This is a genomic window from Pirellulales bacterium (assembly GCA_019694455.1).
Lineage (GTDB): Bacteria > Planctomycetota > Planctomycetia > Pirellulales > JAEUIK01 > JAIBBY01.
Genome location: JAIBBY010000041.1, coordinates 16,052 through 32,256, shown reverse-complemented (window position 1 = coordinate 32,256; position 16,205 = coordinate 16,052). Strand labels below are relative to the sequence as shown.

Below are 16,205 nucleotides of genomic sequence, written 5' to 3'. Positions count from 1 at the left end.
TCTCCACTCGCCGCTTCTCCTCCGTGCGCTCACCAAACTGCCAAACTGCGATTGTTCAAAAAAATGACTTGAGATTTGTACACCGAATTGTGTACTGTACGCATGTTCCTGTCGCGCGCTTCGTGAACGGCGTTTGTCAGCGACGGGAGCAATGTCGTGGCATTGATCCAACTTCCAGCGGTGGAGGGACGTTTATCGCGAAAACTCGCTAGCCAGCACAGAATCCAGCTCGAACTCTGACCGATCAGCGTGTTGTCCGGTTGCCGAACACTGCCCGCGAGTTGGCGAATATTTCGCAAGCCTGTCGAATTGGGCGATCCACCAACGACTAGCTTTTGAAGTTCAATCCAACCTCGGGCCCAAACGGGGCGCCCGCCCAGGCGTGCGCCCCAGACGCAACAAGGACACCCTCATGATCCGTCAGAAAATCAAGACGTTTCTTTGGTACGACCGAAGCGCCGAAGAAGCCGCGAATTTCTATTGCTCGCTCTTCAAGGACTCGCAGGTAAACAAAGTCACTCGCTACCCCAAGGGCGCCCCGGCGCCGGAGGGAACCGCGATGACCGTTGAGTTTCAACTGGCGGGCATCGAGTTCGTGGCGCTCAACGGGGGACCGCATTTCAAGTTCACCGAGGCCATCTCGCTGTCGGTCGACTGCGAATCGCAAGCAGAGGTCGATCATCTCTGGAGCAGTCTGACGCAAGGCGGGCAACCGAGTCAGTGTGGTTGGCTCAAAGATCGTTACGGCCTCTCCTGGCAAATTGTCCCCCGTGCCCTGCCAGAACTGCTTGCCAGCAAGGACGCGGCCAAGTCGGGTCGGGTGATGCAGGCCATGTTGCAAATGTCCAAGATCGACATCGCGGAGCTACAGCGCGCCGCCGACGGCAACTAACGCGGCCCATGTGAAGCCGCATGTCATTCAATACAACAATTCAGGAGCGATTCCGATGGTTCCGTCCAAGAAGCAACGCATTACCGGCTGGGTGCTCAGCGGCCTCACCGCCGCCTTCCTGATCGTCGCTAGCGCTATGGGCAAGTTCACCGAATGGGAAGGCAAGGAGAAGATGTTCGACCAGATGGGCTTCGACACCGACTTGATGTTCAAGATCGGGATCCTGGAAGTCGTGCTGGCGATCATTTATTTGATCCCCAGAACCTCCTTCATTGGCGCCGTCCTGCTGACCGGCTATCTCGGCGGCGCCGTGGTCACGCACTTGCGCGTCGGCGAACCGTTCTTCTTCCCCATCATCATCGGCGTCGTCATGTGGCTCGGCTGCGCTTTTCGCCGCCCAGAGGTCTTCGCGCTCGCCGCTGGCAAGACAGGAAGTTGCGATCGCACGCCAGCATCGTACTGAGCAGGCTGCGACTCATCGCAGTGCCACTGGAAGCACAATACTCTCGGAGGACGATTTGCCGAAACTGCCCCAATTGCCTTGACGCATGCTCTGGCCAACCTTAGCCTACGCCCCCATTTGAAACCTGGCCTTTGTGAGCGCGCCATGCGGGCGTTGTCGTGGATCATCGCCGTGTCGCTGGCCCTGGCTGGCTGTCGGCAGGTCAACGTCGACGCGCACAAGCTCTTGGCCGAGCCACGCATGTCCACTGCCAGTGTGGTGCTCGACCTGTTCTTCGTGCGGCTTCCCGCGGCTGACGAGCAGTTCGCCAACCGCTTGTGGAACGAGGTCGACGAACAAAAGTTGCCCCCCGCCCAGCGCCAGCGACTGGCCCGCTATGGGTTTCGCGCGGGGGTCTGCGGCGCTCACCCGCCGGCCGATCTCGAACGCCTGATCAACCAAGAAGCCGCCACCGTCCAGCCGGCAAAGAACACGATCAGCGATTTCGCGGTCGATCCGGTGGTTCGGCGTCGCCACCTGCAATTGCTTTCCGGACGTCCGGCGGAAGTGATCGCGTCGAGCATGTACGAGTCGCTACCGCTGCTGGAGGCCGCGGCAAATGGCGCCGTCTCAGGCCAAACCTTCAAGCAAGCGCAAGGCGTCTTTTCGCTCCGCGCCGTGCCAGAATCCGATGGCCGCGTGCGACTGACGCTTGTGCCCGAGGTGCAACACGGCGAAGCGAAGCAGCAATTCATGCAGCGCGACACCCATTTGGAGATTGTGTCGCAAAAGCCCCGCAAGACGTACGAATCGCTAACCACCGAGCTGCCGCTCGCGCCGGGAGAAATGTTGATCCTCGGCGCCTGGAACGAGCGTCGCGGCAGCGTCGGTCATTATTTCTTCACCGAGCCAACATCCAGCGGACTGGTCCACAAGGTGCTGGTGGTGCGACTATCGCAAACGCAACACGACTCCGCGGTCGGCGCCGAGCTTGCTGTCGATCAGCTACCGACCGCGGCGCTTGCCGATCAGAGCGAACCCTAAACTGGCTGACCCGACAATGCGGCGCGCACACCCTTCAGTTGGCCCGCAGATCCCAACTTTTGGTTTTTGTGAATGATGAAGCCGGCGTATTCCGCCATGAATGGCTTGCCCGGCGTGCGCGGATCGAAGTCGCCCGGCTTGTCGCGGAACGACTCGCGATACACCGCGCACCAGATCAAACGACCATCGGTGTCGATGTTCACCTTGGTCACTCCCAGCTTCGCGGCGGGCAGATATTGATCTTCCGCAACTCCGCTCGTGTCGGGCAATTGGCCGCCCGCGCGATTGACGCGATCGACCCATTCCTTCGGCACGCTGCTGGCGCCGTGCATCACCAGCGGAAAGCCGGGCAGCAGCTTTTGTATCTGCTCGATGCGATCAAAGTGCAATCCCTGGCTGCCCTTGAACTTGTACGCGCCATGCGATGTGCCGATCGCCACGGCCAGCGAGTCGCAGCCAGAGCGCCCGACAAACTCCACGGCCTGATCGGGATCGGTCAGGCAGGCGTGCTCCTCTTCGACGTGAATGTCTTCTTCCACGCCGCCGAGCATGCCCAATTCGGCTTCGACCGACAGCCCCCGCTCATGCGCCCGGTCCGCAACACGGCGAGTGATCTCAATGTTCTTGTCGAACGACTCGTGCGAAGCGTCGATCATCACCGAAGAGTAGAAACCGCTGTCAATGCATTCGTAGCACACTTCCTCCGTGCCATGATCGAGATGCACCGCAAAGATCGCCTCGGGAAATATCTCCTCGGCCGCCCGGATAATGCCCTCCAAAAATCGCTTGTCCGTGAACGCCCGGGCGCCTCGGGAAATTTGGATAATAAACGGCGCCGCCAGCTTGGCGTCGACCGGTTCTTCGTTCGCGTTGCGTTTGCCCAGATTGCCTCGAAACAGGCCAACCGTCTGTTCCAAGTTGTTGATGTTGTACGCTCCAACGGCGTATTTTCCATAAGCCTGGTCGAACAATTCGCGTGTCGTGACGATCATGGCGGGCGTGCTCCATCGCTAAAAGTGTTACTGCCGATTTTAGCGAATCGCGCCAATTTTGCCTATCACCCGCAGGTCAGCGAGACGGCCGCTGGCCCCGCTGGCACGCGTTTCGCACTCGCATTCCGTGGCTTGGCGTGCTTGGATACAATCGCCCCGCCGAATTCTGCCCGCATGCGCATGGATGCGCTTTCTCAGTCAAGGACGACAACGCATGAGCACTAGCGCCCTGGCCGCGACTGGCCCGCTCAGCCCCTTTGAGCAAATTCGCTACGCGCGCGAGATTATCCACATCGAGTCGCAAACTTTGACTCAATTGGCCACGCGCGTGGGTACCGATTTCTGCCGTGCGGTCGATTGCCTGTTCGAGTGTCGCGGCAGCGTCATCGTCAGCGGCATCGGCAAGGCGGGACTGATTGGCCAAAAGATCGCGGCCACACTATCGTCCACCGGCACGCGTTCGCACTTTCTGCATCCGGCCGAAGCCATGCACGGCGATCTCGGCCGCATTCATCGCGATGATTTATTGCTCATCCTCTCGCAAAGCGGCGAGACCGAGGAAGTCACTCGCCTGCTGCCGTCGCTCCGCGATTTTGGCGTGGTGACCATCGCGCTCACCGCGCGCTCCACCAGCACGCTGGGACGCGCCGCGACCGTCGTGCTCGAACTGGGGCCGCTCAAAGAGGCCTGCTCCCTCGGCCTGGCGCCTAGCACCAGCACCGCCGCCATGCTGGCGATGGGCGACGCGCTGGCGCTCGTGACCAGTCGCATGCGCAACTTCGGTCGCGAGGATTTTGCCCGCTTTCATCCCGGCGGCAGTTTGGGACGCCAACTCAGCCGCGTGCAAGATATCATGCGGCCGCTCGAAGAATGTCGTCTGGCGAGCGACGCGCTGTCGGTGCGCCAAGTCTATGTCGAACTGTGCCGCCCTGGCCGCCGCCCGGGAGCGATCATGCTGGTAGGCGAGGCAGGCCAGCTAACCGGTCTCTTCACCGACAGCGATTTGGCGCGACTGTTCGAGCACCGCCGCGACGACGCCTTCGATCGACCCGTCGCTGCGGTGATGACTGCACAGCCGCGCACGGTGCGCGTCGATTCGCGAACCGTCGACGCCGTGGAAATCATGGCCGAAAGAAAAATCAGCGAACTGCCCGTCGTCGACTCGCTCGGTCAACCATGCGGATTGATCGACATCACCGATGTCGTTGGCCTGATGCCCGAGGGAACCTGACGACGACCACTCCTTCGTCGGCCAATCAGATTATCTAACCCGCAAAGTCAACTGCCCTGATCCGCGAAACGCCAATCGCTTTGAACACTTTGCCGCTGCCGAGCCGTAGTATGAAACTGAGCGAACGCTGCCAATCGATTGAATTGATCCTGTCCGACGTCGACGGCGTGCTCACCGATGGTGGCGTGACCTTCGACAACAAGGGAATTGAGCTCAAGCGGTTTCACATTCGCGACGGCTCCGGCATCAAGCTGTGGCAGCGCGCCGGCGGACGCTTTGGGCTAATTACCGGTCGCACCTCGCACATCGTCGAGGTACGGGCGGCGGAGCTGGGCATCGAAATCGTGCGGCAAGGGACAGACAACAAAGTGACCGCGGCGCAGGAAGTAATGGCTGAGCTAAGGCTGAAACCCGAACAGGTGTGCTATGTCGGCGACGATCTGCCCGATCTACCGGTGCTGCGCCGTGTCGGTTTAGGTGTGGCCGTCGGCGATGCCTGTCTCGAACTACGTGACGAAGCCCATTTAGTCACCCGCGCGGTGGGAGGCTCGGGCGCCATTCGTGAAGTCATCGAAACCGTGCTCAAGCAACAGCAACGTTGGTCCGATTTGGTTCAGATTTATTACACGTAACAGACGAGTCGATTCATCGGCAAGTTGGGAGCCATCATCGCCAGTTGGAAACGCGGCCTCGCCAGTCTGGCGATCGTGCTGGCCGCATTCTGGCTCTATGCGCTAATCGCCGTGCCGCTGATCGAGCCCAGCGTTGAGCTATCGAATGTCGCTGCGAGTACAGCGGCAGAACGGCAGGCAGCCCGCGATCGTCCGGCGGTCCGGCACGAAGAGTTGGCCGACTGGTTTGGCCCACAAGATTGGGAGCTGACGAGCCCCAAGGTGCTCGAAACCGCGCGCGGCAAACTGCTGTTTCGCGAATATGAAAATGGCAAGGACGGCACGCTCCGTTTTCGCCCCTGCACGGTCATTCTGCTCGGCGAGCGCGGCGACAAGTCCGAAGAGCAGTGGAAGCGCGAGGCCATCATCCTGCAGGCGCCGGACGGCGCCGATCTCAAGTTCGACTCGCCACTGAGCATTGGCTCTGGCAAGCTCGGCAAACTAGTGGCCGGTCATCTGCGAGGGCGGTTCACCATTCGCAGCGATCAGCGCGCCCCAGGACCCGCTGACGACTTGTTGATCACCAGTCAAGACGCCCTTTTGGCAGACAATCGAATTACCAGCCAGCATCCGATTCAGTTCCGCCTGGCGGGAAGCTACGGCTCCGGACGCGAGTTGCGCATCGACTTGATGCCGAGCGAGGGCGAGTCCGAGGCGCTCAGTTTCGATGGCATCGCCGGGATTGAGGTGCGCCGCAATGTCGTCATGAATCTGAACGTCGATGAGCTATCCAGCCGCAGATCAGGACAACCACAGGCCACCCAACCGGCCCCGGCCCAAGCGGTTCCATTAGCTGGTCAAACCGGGCCACAGCCACCGATCCGCATCACCAGCCAAGGTCCATTTCGCTTCGACATGACGCAGTTCGTCGCCACGTTCAAGGAGCAAGTCGATGTGCTGCGGATGCACGCCCAGGGACAAAGCGATCATCTGCATGGCGATCTTCTCTCGCTGTTCTTTGCCGCGCCGCCCGGCGCCAGCCTCGAACCCGGTCGGTTTGGCAAGCTGCTTCCCAACCGCATCGAAGTTCGAGGTCTTCCGGTGGTGATGGAATCGACATTGGAAGACATGGATGCCCGCGGTGAACTGCTGATCTACGAGTTTTCTACTCGGCGCATGACGCTCGAAGGCAAACAACCGGTGACGGTTCGCCGAGGCGAGAGCCGCATCCAGGCGCCGCGCTTGCTCTACGAACCGCCGCTGCCATCCGCGCGCTCGCGTTTTGGCCGCTTCTCCGCCACCGGCCCAGGATTCTTGGACGCCGTGCGCCCGGATCGGCCCGGCGAAATGTATCGCGCGCGCTGGAGCAAACACGCCCTGTTCGGCCCGGAACAGCAGTTTCATCTCGTTTCGCTGGTGGGCGATGCCTGGTTCCACGATGCGCGCACCGGCGCGCTGGAAGGCGAAGAAGTCTATGTTTGGCTTGTGGAGCAGTCGCCACCGAATCCAGCGCCCGCGACCGCGACGTCCCCTCAAAGAGCGCCGCCGTTTATTCCAGATCGCATGCTGGCAAGGGGTGGCGTCCGGCTTGAATCGCAACAAGTGACGTGCAATGTCGAGGAGCTACAAGTCTGGTTCGCTGCCGCGGGCGGGGCCGCCGTCCGATCGCCAATTGAGGAACTGCCGTTGCCGCAAGCGCCGGGGCGGGCTCTGCCGCCAGTCGCACCGCCGCGAGGCCAACCCACTGGCCGCATTCAGCAAGTGGGCTTCCGTGGCGCTCCACCACCGCGGGCCGTCCCACGTAGTGCCGCGCCGGTTCAGTATCAATATCCAGTACGCACCCCCTCGCCACCGCCTTCAACCAACGCGGCGCCCACTGCCTTCTCCGGCGAATTGCCACCGCCTCAGAATGCAAAACCCTTGGGCCCTGGCGCCGGCGCGCGGTATTTCGTGCAAGGCAAGTTGCTCCAAGTGCAACTCCGCATGCAAGGCGCCACGGCGGCCGATATTCAACTGCAAAAGCTGCGCGTGGTCGACAACGTGCGCGTCACGGAGGCATTTCATGGCACACCCGATGGCGCGCCGTTGGTGGTGACTGGGCAGCAGCTCGATTATGAGCAGACCAACAACCTGGACGGCAAGTTGGCCGTGATCGGCGAGCCCGCGCATGTCGAAGGACGCGGAGTGACGCTAGATGGACCAGTCATTCGCTTGAATCGCGGCGAGAGCACCATGGACGTCGATGGCGCCGGCGCCATGATTCTGCCGGCGAACGCGCAAATCGCCGTTGGACCATCCCGATCCGGCGCAACGACGGCTGCGACAACAGCGACAACGACTCCGATCGTGCTCAACTGGCAAAAACAGTTGCACTTTGATGGACGCATTGCCCACTTCACGGATCGAGTTGTGGCCAAGCTCGACCAACGAACACTTCGTGCCGGGGCCTTAGATGTGGCCTTTTCGCAACCGGTCAATTTTGCCAACCCTCCGCGTGGCCAAGGCGGCCCGGAAGTCGCCGAGCTATTCTGCTCCGGCGGGTTGATTCTTGAAGGCCGTACGGTGGAAAGTGGCCGACAAACCTCCGTGGAGCGGATGGAGGCCAAGACACTGCGAGTCAATCGACTCACCGGCGCGATCTTCGGCGATGGTCCCGGCTCGCTCGAAACGGTGCGCATAGGACAATGGAAGCTGCCGACCGCCCCAGGACAATCGACCGACCTTGCCGCCGTTAATCCCGGCGAAGAGCGGCTTTTGTATCTCAAAGTCGAGTTTCTGACGCGCGTCACCGGCAATCTGAACGATCGCATCACCGAGTTCGGTAATCGCGTGCGCACCGTGTTTGGCCCCGTGACTTCATGGGATGGCGTGGTTCGTCGCGACGATCTGGACCGCGTGGGCGCCGACGGCAAGCCGCTAGCACAGAACTGCGGCACGCTCGATAGTAGCCGCCTGACCGTCGCGCGGCTTCAAGCTCCGGATGGCACGACCAGCGTCGCGTTGGACGCCAGCGGCGACGCCAAACTGGATGGAGTGAATTTCTATCAACAGTCGTTTCGCGCCATTGGCAACCACATCAAATACGAGCAAGCCAAAGACCAGATCATTCTCGAAGGCGACGGTCGCGCCGATGCCGTGCTCGCGCGTTATGAGCACGTCTGGGACAAACCGCAATACAGCACGAGTCGCAAGATCACGTTCTGGCCTTCGACCAGCCGTGTACACGTGGATGGCGCGCATCAAATGGACCTGGCGATCCCGGGACGTTCCATGCCGGCGCAGCTTCCTGGCACGGCGCCATTCGTCTCCGCTCCGCCGCGCAACACCTATGGCAACCCTTCGGCGCCGCCGCCGGCGCTGGAGTTTTCCAACGACGACTCCTCCGCGTTTGGCGTCTCGACTGGCGGCAACTATCCGCAACTCGGGCCACGGCCGTAGCAATCGGCTCGCCGCGCGGAATGTACAAAAAATGGCGCTAGATATTGGCGCGGGCATCACAGACAATGTGGCTCGATTGACGGTTGCCCCGCGAGGAGTTGTCACCGATGTTGCGCACCAAGTTGACGACGTGCTTGGTTTTCTTTGGTATCGCCCTGGCCTCGTGCGCGCTTTTCGGCGCTGATGCAGCGCAACCACAGAGCGACGGCCCCGATAAAGCCGAACACTTGTCGGAGTCGATGGAGTTGCCGCGCTATGACCAACACGGCGCGTTGCTGCGACCTGTGGACTACGACGACTGGACTTTCGTTGGCGCATCGCTCGGCCTGCGCTACGAAGTGAACGACGAGCACCACGGCGAGGGACCGGGCCTCTTTCTCAATGTGTTCATGCAGCCAGAGGCGTTCCGCGAATACGCGCGCACCGGCTACTTCCCCGACAAGACGATGTTCGTGATGGAGGTTTACAAACCCAAGGCAAAATCATCGATCGCGCGTGGCGGATATTTTGAGGACGAGTTGCTCGGGATCGAGATGGCCGTCAAAGACTACGATCGCGCTGACCTCGGCTGGAGCTACTACAACTTCATCACGCCCCAAGGTTTCGTCGACTCGGCGAAACCGTTGCCACAGGCGATGTGTTGGGATTGTCATGCCGAGAACGGCAACGACGACAACGTGTTCACGCAGTTCTATCCCACGATTCTCCGCGCTCGAGATCGGCAGCGGCCGAACAATTCTCAGGCAACTCGGTAGGGCGACCCGTGCGACGTAATGGCCCAATTGCTTCGGCCAGGCGACAATTGGCGCGATTTGTGCCCTTTGCGCGGCGAGCCAGACCCACTATGATTTTTGGTTTGAGAATTGCCGCATTTCTGCCTGGGAGTCCGTCGGATTATGACCGAGAAAGTACACGTAGTCTGGCATGAGCACAGTGTCTCTCGCGAGGAACGCGAGAAACTCAACCGTCATAAAGGCTGCGTGGTCTGGTTTACAGGGCTCAGCGGCTGCGGAAAGAGCACTATCTCCAACTTGGTCGACCACAAGCTGCACGCACTCGGTTTGCACAGCTATGTGCTTGACGGCGACAATGTCCGCCACAGCCTCAATGCCGGTCCCGGCATGCTCAAAGAGCGGCATGGCGAGGAGTTCGCCAAGCGGTTTGGACTGGGGTTCTCGGCGCAAGATCGCGAAGAGAACATCCGCCGTATTGGCGCGGTCGCGGGCCTGTTTTGCCAGGCCGGACTCATCACGCTGACGGCGTTCATCAGCCCTTACCGCCGTGATCGCGATTTCGTTCGCCAAAGCATGCCCGAGGGAGATTTTGTCGAAGTGTTCGTCGACGCTCCTCTCGAAGTTTGCGAGCAGCGTGATCCCAAGGGGATGTATAAGAAGGCTCGCGCGGGCGAGATCAAGGGATTCACGGGGATCGACGATCCCTACGAAGCGCCGGTGAAGCCCGAGCTGGTGGTGGAGACTTCGAAGAAGTCAGCGGAAGAATCGGCCGACGAAGTCATTGCCTATTTGCGCAAGACTGGTCGCATCAGCTAGCACTTCATTCTGATCATCGTTGGCGCCGCGCAAGTCGCGATTGACCTGCGCGCGCCATGGGCACTATGTTCCTGTCGCTTGGTCGACGCGATCATTCGCGCGCGGCGGCGCTATTTGGGGAGTTGCAACCTATGTCGCATTCGCAGACGAATCAAACTCAGCCTCGCGCGAGTTCGGCCTTGGCTACCAGCCCGATTCGCAATTTACGCCGCCTGAAAGTGGAAGCGCGCGACAATCAACTGCGGATTCATGGTTTGGTAACCAGCTACTATCACAAGCAGATGGCGCAAGAGGCTGTCCTGGCCGTGGCCGATGGCATGCAGGTCGTCAACACGATTGCGGTGGTGAATCGCCCCGGCGAATTGGACGATTGACGCATTACAGTCTTTCGCACTCGAGCGAACGACTTTAAGCGGCCCGCCTGCGAAGCTGCGACACCTCTTGATACACGCTCAGTATCTCGCGGCAATTTCGCTCGAAGGTATGCGATAGCGCCAGTTTTCTCGCGGCGGCGCTCATAAGCTCTCGGCGATCTTGGTTCAACAGCGGCCGGATCGCATCGGCAAGTTCCCGCTCGTCAAGCGGATCGCCGATGACATATCCATGCTCGCCTTCCTTGATAAGTTCGCCGGCGCCATTGTAGCGACTGGTGACCACCGGCAATCCGCTGGCCAGCGCCTCGAGCGCCACCAGGCTGCACGGATCATAAAGCGTCGGCTGGACATACAGGTCGGCCGCCGCGTAGAAGGGAACCGGGTCACTCACCGCGCCGATGAACTCCACGCGGTCGCCGACACCCAAGCGCCCGGCCATACGTCGATACGGCCCAACACGCTTGCCACCAGCCACGATCAATCGCAATGGCGCACCTTCACGCGCCAGCGCTGCGACCGATCGCAGCAGCGTGGGCACGCCTTTGAGCGCCAGATTATGGGCGACGATCAGCAGCAGTGTTTCATGCGTGCCGATCCCGTGGGCTTGTCGAGTTTGCTCGCGATGTCGTTCGCGGTGTAGTGGCGAGAAGCGCACTGTATCGACGCCATTGTAAACGATGCGAATACGTTCGCGCGAAACCCCGTGCCAGCGCTGTAGATCGTGAGCGACCATTTTTGAGATCGCCAGGATCAACCGTCCATCGTTGGCGTATTGCCGGGAAACGAGTTGATCGAACTCGCGATATCGTGGAAGCCAGCGGCAGGCCTGTTCTTTCAGTGGCCGCGCCCAGCGCGGCAGCAGCAGGAGGTTTTGCCGAAATGCCGCCGTGCGCGAGCCGCCGTGCGGCTGCAACACGTGGGCGCGCCAGCCGGCGCCGGTGTCATGAACTACGTCGATCCGCATGTTACGCAGTTTCTCCGCGGCGGCGCTGGCGAAACCAAGTCGCGTGGCCGTCGTCGGCACGTAATGGCGCTCGATGTCGTGGTCAAAGCAGTTGCCGAAGCGGCGAGCAACCACATGGATATCGTGCCCCCAGTTCGTCAGTTGTCGCGCGAACTGATAAGTCCATTGTTCAACGCCGCCACGCGATGGATCGTATTCTTCAATGACCAGCGCGACCTTCATGGATGCCTTCCCAACTGCCATTCCATCAACTTTTGTTTGGCGAGCACCTGACGCACCAATCGCTTCTCGCCAGGGCCAAGCTTGGCGACGCCAAGATAGCGTTTGAAGAACGCCATGCGATCGGCGCAACTCACGTGAGCGGTCGGAGCGGAATAGGCCAGTTGCGCCAGGTCTTTCACAATCCAGCGCCGCCGCATGCGTCGCCGATGCTCAACGCGGTGAAGATCAATGAGATTCACCTGAAACTGGCCGCGAGCCTGCTCCTTGACAAAGAAGTGGCAACAATACAAATCGCGATGGTTGTATCCGAGCCGATGAAAATTGCTTGCCAGAGCTGCGACTTCGCCAAGCAGGCAACGCCATTGCCAATGGTCGTCTGGTTGTGTCTTGCTGGCGACGGTCGGAAAGCGGCGCTTGATGAAATCGTCCAGCGGTGCGAATCCGGCCAACTCCTCCGTCAGGACAAACGAGTGCAACTGCCCGTCGGCGGCGAGGCTCTCGCCAAACGCCACCAAGCGCATGGCGGCAATTCCCGCACGATTCAGTTCCGCAATGTTGCGGGCTTCTACCCGCCCATCCGTATTTCCCGGACCGCGATTCAACTTGGCGCGCAGCCAGGTGCTCAGCGTTCGGTGGTGATGCTTCTTGAGATACGCGCCTCGCGGACCGCGTGGATGCGCGAACTCGAGCCGCCGGTTTTCGCGATTCTTCAGCACACGCAGTTGCTTTCCCGCCTGGGAATTCATCATGTCGGGCACGCTGGCGATGCCGGCCGTCTCCAACTGCGCTCGATACTCCGGATCAATCCAAAGATGGCTGCGCATCGCGCCGTCTGTCCGACGGCGGGTCAGCTGTTCGGCTGACTCGCATTCGCGTATTTCCCAGATTTCGCGATGACTCAGCAACCGCTTGACGCGCAGGTCGATTTGTTCGGAAAGTTCCGCGGCCACGCTCGCGATGCGTCCTGCTGCGATATAACTGTCGACCATCCGCTGACGATCGTCACGCGTAACGAACCTCTCGGGCAGTGTCGCGATGATCGAGGCCAAATCGGCTGCTCTGTGCCGCAAACCAAGTGTCGCCGATTGTCTCATCGCTCCGTGCGCTTGCGTGCCAACGTCCCAGTGGCCGCTGATCTCGCGCGCGAGCAGATGAATTGCAAACAACTGCCCATGCGCAAAGCCCTTCGAATGCAACTCGGCGACATGTCGACCGATGGCGTGCAGCAACTCTTTTCGCCGCAGCGCATCGGCGGATTGTTGCAGCGTGGACAAGATCTGATGCATTGACAACGCTTCGGGAATCGACTCGAACATGAAGCAACCACCGCTGGGCGCGCCAAGCTCCTCGAGATAGACGAGCGGTTGCCCGACCAGCAGGCCAGCAGCTCTTAGTCGGCGCGACCATTCGAAATCACGCCGTAACTCAGTGACAGGTCGACCATGATTCAGCAAATTGCCTGCGCGGCGTCGCCAGTCGGACGTCGATCGCCGATTGAGCGTCAATGTGCGCTGTTCATTGCAGGCCATCGGATGTGGCCAGCGAACCAACGGCGCATCACCAAAACTATCGGACAACAAGGTTTGCAAGTCGGCGAGCCCATAGGCTTCGAGCCACCAGCGATCCTGCGGGGCAATCCATTCGCTACGCCACAAGATCCAGCGGCGCGAAGCCGTCGGGACGCTTCGTGGCATCGACCGTGACGGCGCTTGTGAGATGAGCGTCGGCTTCAGGCTGCTTGCGCCGTCCATAATTTCCCTAACATCTTGGCGACGGCAGTTTCTACAATGTCAACAGAGAGATCACGCATGCAGCGATGATGGCCGAGCGGGCACGTTCGTTGCTGGCAAGGACCGCAATCGACTGGATGTTGCAGATGCACCGCGCGGGTGTAATGAGTTTCGCTCCAGGCAATATGCGTGGGTCCGAAAAGCGTGATGACCGGCACGTCGAACGCGGCGGCAAAATGACGCGGTCCGCTGTCGGTCGTGATCATCAGTTGTGAACGGGCCACACAGGCCTTGGTCAGCCCAATGCTCAGCGGCATGTCAGCCACACTGCGCACGCGCGGATTGGCGGCGAGCGACACAATCTGGCGTGCGATCTCCCTTTCGTTGGGGCCACAGAGCACCAACACGTCATGGCGGTATTGCGTTACGATTCGCTTGGCCAACTCGGCGAAATATTCTGTTGGCCATAACTTGGCGGCGCCGAAAGCGCCGCTGGAGTTGATGGCGACAAACGGCGGCGAGATGCCCAGCGACTGAAGCGCCGCATCGGCAGCCGATTCGTCGGCGTGCGTAGTACCTAGTTCAATCCGCGGTGATTCCGCCGGACATCCCAGCGCATAGGCCAAACGCAGATAATCGTCGAGCACAGGCGACGGCACGAATTTGCCGTTCTGTGTATCCTGAAAAAGTCGATCGGTGAGCAGCCAGCCGCGCGCATTTCGCGAATAACCGATTCGTCGACGAGCGCCGCTCAGCCTGGCGAGCCAGGCGGTGCGAAACGAATTGGTGAACAGCACCGCAGCGTCGAGATGCCGACTGCGCAGGGCGCGAACAAAACGGCTGCCGCGCTGCGACGGATCCTTGCCGCGTGGGTCATACAAAAGTTGCTGATCCAGAAAATGCGTTCCGGCCAACACATCGACCAGATACGGCCGCAAGACGCCGACGATCTCCGCATGAGCAAAATGCCGCCGCAACGCGCGCAAGGCTGGCGTGGCCATTGCCAGATCGCCCACCCAGTTGGGAAGAAATAGTCCCAGTCGCATGTTCAACCAATACTCCGCGTATCTTGCCGAGTCGACGACTGCGCGAAGTGCGGTCCCCGTAGCGCATGCCGATCGGCAACGCTGTTAACAATCTTGGTAGTCGAGATGCCGTCCACCATGCCGGTCACACAGACACGGCCGCCATAGGCCTCGACCACTTCATGTCCAACCACCTGATCGGGCGTGTAGGTGCCGCCTTTGACAAGCACATCTGGCCTGAGACGATGCAGGAAATCGTGCGGCGTGTCCTCGTCGAACACCAACACATAATCCACCGCCGCCAGAGCGGCGAGCATCGCCGCGCGGTCGGCTTCGCTGATCACGGGGCGCGTCGGTCCCTTGAGCCGGCGCACGCTGGCATCGCTGTTGACCGCCACGATCAAACGATCTCCAAGCGCGCGCGCCTCTTGCAAATAGCTCACGTGACCGACATGCAACAGATCAAAACAGCCGTTGGTCAGCACAATGGATTCCCCGCGCGCACGATGTTCTCCCACCACGCGCGTCAGGTCATCCAGCGAGAGGATTTTCGATTGGGCTGCCGCCTGACGTTCGGCCAAAGCCGCGCGAATCTCCGCTCGCGGCACCACCGCCACACCAACTTTCTCCACTTCCAATCCCGCCGCGATATTGCCCAGCTCAATCGCCGCCGCGGGTGAAGCGCCGGCCGCCAGCGCCACGCCGATCATCGCCAACACCATATCGCCGGCGCCAGTGATGTCGTAAACGGCGCGTGCCCGAGTGGGGAAGATTTCCCCGGTCGGCTGGTCATTACGAGCGGGGGGGGGCCAAGCTAGCGCCATGCCATCGCGATCGAGCGTGACGATCGCCATGTCGAGCGCCAATTGCCGGCAGAGTTGCTCGCCCGCGCGGAAGGCGTCGGCGGTAGTGGAAATCTTGACGCCGGTCGCCAGTTCCGCCTCCAAACGGTTGGGCGTCATGGTGGTCGCGCCATGATAGACACTATAGTCGACTCCGCGCGCCGGATCGACAATTACCGGCACGCCGGCGTCTCGCGCCGCGTGAATGACTGCCTGCAGCAAACGGGGAGTGCAGACTCCCTTGTTGTAGTCGGAAATCAGCACGACTTGATACGAGCCAAGTTGCGGAAGCAATCGCTCGATGAATCGTTGCTCGATGCTGGTCGGCAGCGGATCACGCACTTCGCTATCGACGCGCAGAATCTGATGGGGATGCCGATTAGCCGCGCGCCCGATGAATCGCTCTTTCACGGTCGTTGGCCGTGTCGTATCGCTCAGCACGCACGAGGAGTCCACGCCCGCGTCGCTCAAGAGCGACACCAGTTCGCGACCGTCGGCGTCGTCGCCGACGACGCCGACGCATGTTACTTGGGCCTCCAGACCCAACAGCATCAGGCACACGTTGGCGGCGCCGCCGGCGCGGGCCTCGCGCTGATCCGCGCGCAGCAAAATCACCGGCGCCTCCTGGCTGACGCGTTCTGCGTTGCCAAAGGTGTAGCGGTCGAGAATCAGGTCGCCAATCACGAGAACCCGTGGATTTCCCAGGTTCTCAAACGTCTGCGCCAGCGCGTGCGAGTTCATCATCGAGGGTCGTCCCTGACCAGCGGGTGACAAGCTCGCAGACTGTATCGTCCCGGCGTAAACCAGAAAAGACGATTCATCACGGCGGATGCAGAGACGATAAGATA

The 16,205-nt window shown here is 60.8% G+C and carries 14 protein-coding genes; 9 read left to right on the top strand and 5 right to left on the bottom strand.

What is annotated here, in order from left to right:
- Nucleotides 1-412 precede the first annotated feature (412 nt).
- The 3 genes from K1X71_15605 to K1X71_15595 all read left to right on the top strand — a co-directional run bounded on the left by K1X71_15605 (nucleotide 413) and on the right by K1X71_15595 (nucleotide 2,378).
- Nucleotides 413-892 carry a VOC family protein gene (locus K1X71_15605; protein MBX7074568.1) on the top strand — a complete coding sequence of 160 codons (480 nt, stop codon included), beginning with the start codon at nucleotides 413-415 and terminating at the stop codon, nucleotides 890-892.
- Between the two features lie 55 nt (nucleotides 893-947).
- Nucleotides 948-1,355 carry a DoxX family protein gene (locus tag K1X71_15600; protein ID MBX7074567.1) on the top strand — a complete coding sequence of 136 codons (408 nt, stop codon included), beginning with the start codon at nucleotides 948-950 and terminating at the stop codon, nucleotides 1,353-1,355.
- 144 nt (nucleotides 1,356-1,499) lie between these two features.
- On the top strand, nucleotides 1,500-2,378 hold the full coding sequence (locus tag K1X71_15595) for a hypothetical protein (protein ID MBX7074566.1): 879 nt from the start codon (nucleotides 1,500-1,502) through the stop codon (nucleotides 2,376-2,378).
- Here the strand turns inward: K1X71_15595 and K1X71_15590 are convergent.
- Nucleotides 2,375-3,370, bottom strand: coding sequence for a ketose-bisphosphate aldolase (locus K1X71_15590; GenBank protein ID MBX7074565.1), 996 nt, complete (start codon nucleotides 3,368-3,370; stop codon nucleotides 2,375-2,377). The genes K1X71_15595 and K1X71_15590 overlap by 4 nt on opposite strands.
- 214 nt (nucleotides 3,371-3,584) lie before the next feature.
- On the opposite strand from K1X71_15590, the gene K1X71_15585 reads away from it, so the two are divergent.
- From K1X71_15585 to K1X71_15560, 6 genes are all read left to right on the top strand, one after another.
- Nucleotides 3,585-4,601, top strand: a complete 1,017-nt coding sequence (locus tag K1X71_15585; protein MBX7074564.1) for a KpsF/GutQ family sugar-phosphate isomerase — start codon at nucleotides 3,585-3,587, stop codon at nucleotides 4,599-4,601.
- A gap of 110 nt (nucleotides 4,602-4,711) precedes the next feature.
- Complete coding sequence (locus tag K1X71_15580) at nucleotides 4,712-5,233, top strand: HAD hydrolase family protein (protein ID MBX7074563.1); 522 nt, start codon at nucleotides 4,712-4,714, stop codon at nucleotides 5,231-5,233.
- Between the two features lie 24 nt (nucleotides 5,234-5,257).
- Nucleotides 5,258-8,650, top strand: coding sequence for a hypothetical protein (locus tag K1X71_15575; GenBank protein MBX7074562.1), 3,393 nt, complete (start codon nucleotides 5,258-5,260; stop codon nucleotides 8,648-8,650).
- 107 nt (nucleotides 8,651-8,757) lie between these two features.
- Nucleotides 8,758-9,405 carry a cytochrome P460 family protein gene (locus K1X71_15570; GenBank protein MBX7074561.1) on the top strand — a complete coding sequence of 216 codons (648 nt, stop codon included), beginning with the start codon at nucleotides 8,758-8,760 and terminating at the stop codon, nucleotides 9,403-9,405.
- Nucleotides 9,406-9,546: 141 nt separating this feature from the next.
- Nucleotides 9,547-10,200, top strand: coding sequence for an adenylyl-sulfate kinase (cysC, locus tag K1X71_15565; protein ID MBX7074560.1), 654 nt, complete (start codon nucleotides 9,547-9,549; stop codon nucleotides 10,198-10,200).
- A gap of 131 nt (nucleotides 10,201-10,331) precedes the next feature.
- Nucleotides 10,332-10,574 (top strand): BON domain-containing protein, encoded by a 243-nt coding sequence (locus K1X71_15560; GenBank protein MBX7074559.1) that lies wholly within the window; start codon nucleotides 10,332-10,334, stop codon nucleotides 10,572-10,574.
- A gap of 34 nt (nucleotides 10,575-10,608) precedes the next feature.
- On the opposite strand, the gene K1X71_15555 is transcribed toward K1X71_15560, so the two are convergent.
- The 4 genes from K1X71_15555 to rfaE2 are packed head-to-tail and all read right to left on the bottom strand — an operon-like array spanning nucleotide 10,609 to nucleotide 16,101.
- Nucleotides 10,609-11,760, bottom strand: a complete 1,152-nt coding sequence (locus tag K1X71_15555) for a glycosyltransferase family 4 protein (protein MBX7074558.1) — start codon at nucleotides 11,758-11,760, stop codon at nucleotides 10,609-10,611.
- On the bottom strand, nucleotides 11,757-13,454 hold the full coding sequence (locus tag K1X71_15550; GenBank protein ID MBX7074557.1) for a hypothetical protein: 1,698 nt from the start codon (nucleotides 13,452-13,454) through the stop codon (nucleotides 11,757-11,759). Before K1X71_15550 ends, K1X71_15555 begins: the two co-directional genes overlap by 4 nt.
- A gap of 35 nt (nucleotides 13,455-13,489) precedes the next feature.
- Nucleotides 13,490-14,536, bottom strand: coding sequence for a lipopolysaccharide heptosyltransferase II (gene waaF / locus K1X71_15545; GenBank protein ID MBX7074556.1), 1,047 nt, complete (start codon nucleotides 14,534-14,536; stop codon nucleotides 13,490-13,492).
- A 2-nt stretch (nucleotides 14,537-14,538) separates the two neighbouring features.
- Entirely contained in the window at nucleotides 14,539-16,101 is a 1,563-nt protein-coding gene (gene rfaE2 / locus K1X71_15540; protein ID MBX7074555.1) for a D-glycero-beta-D-manno-heptose 1-phosphate adenylyltransferase, read from the bottom strand.
- Between the last annotated feature and the right edge of the window lie 104 nt (nucleotides 16,102-16,205).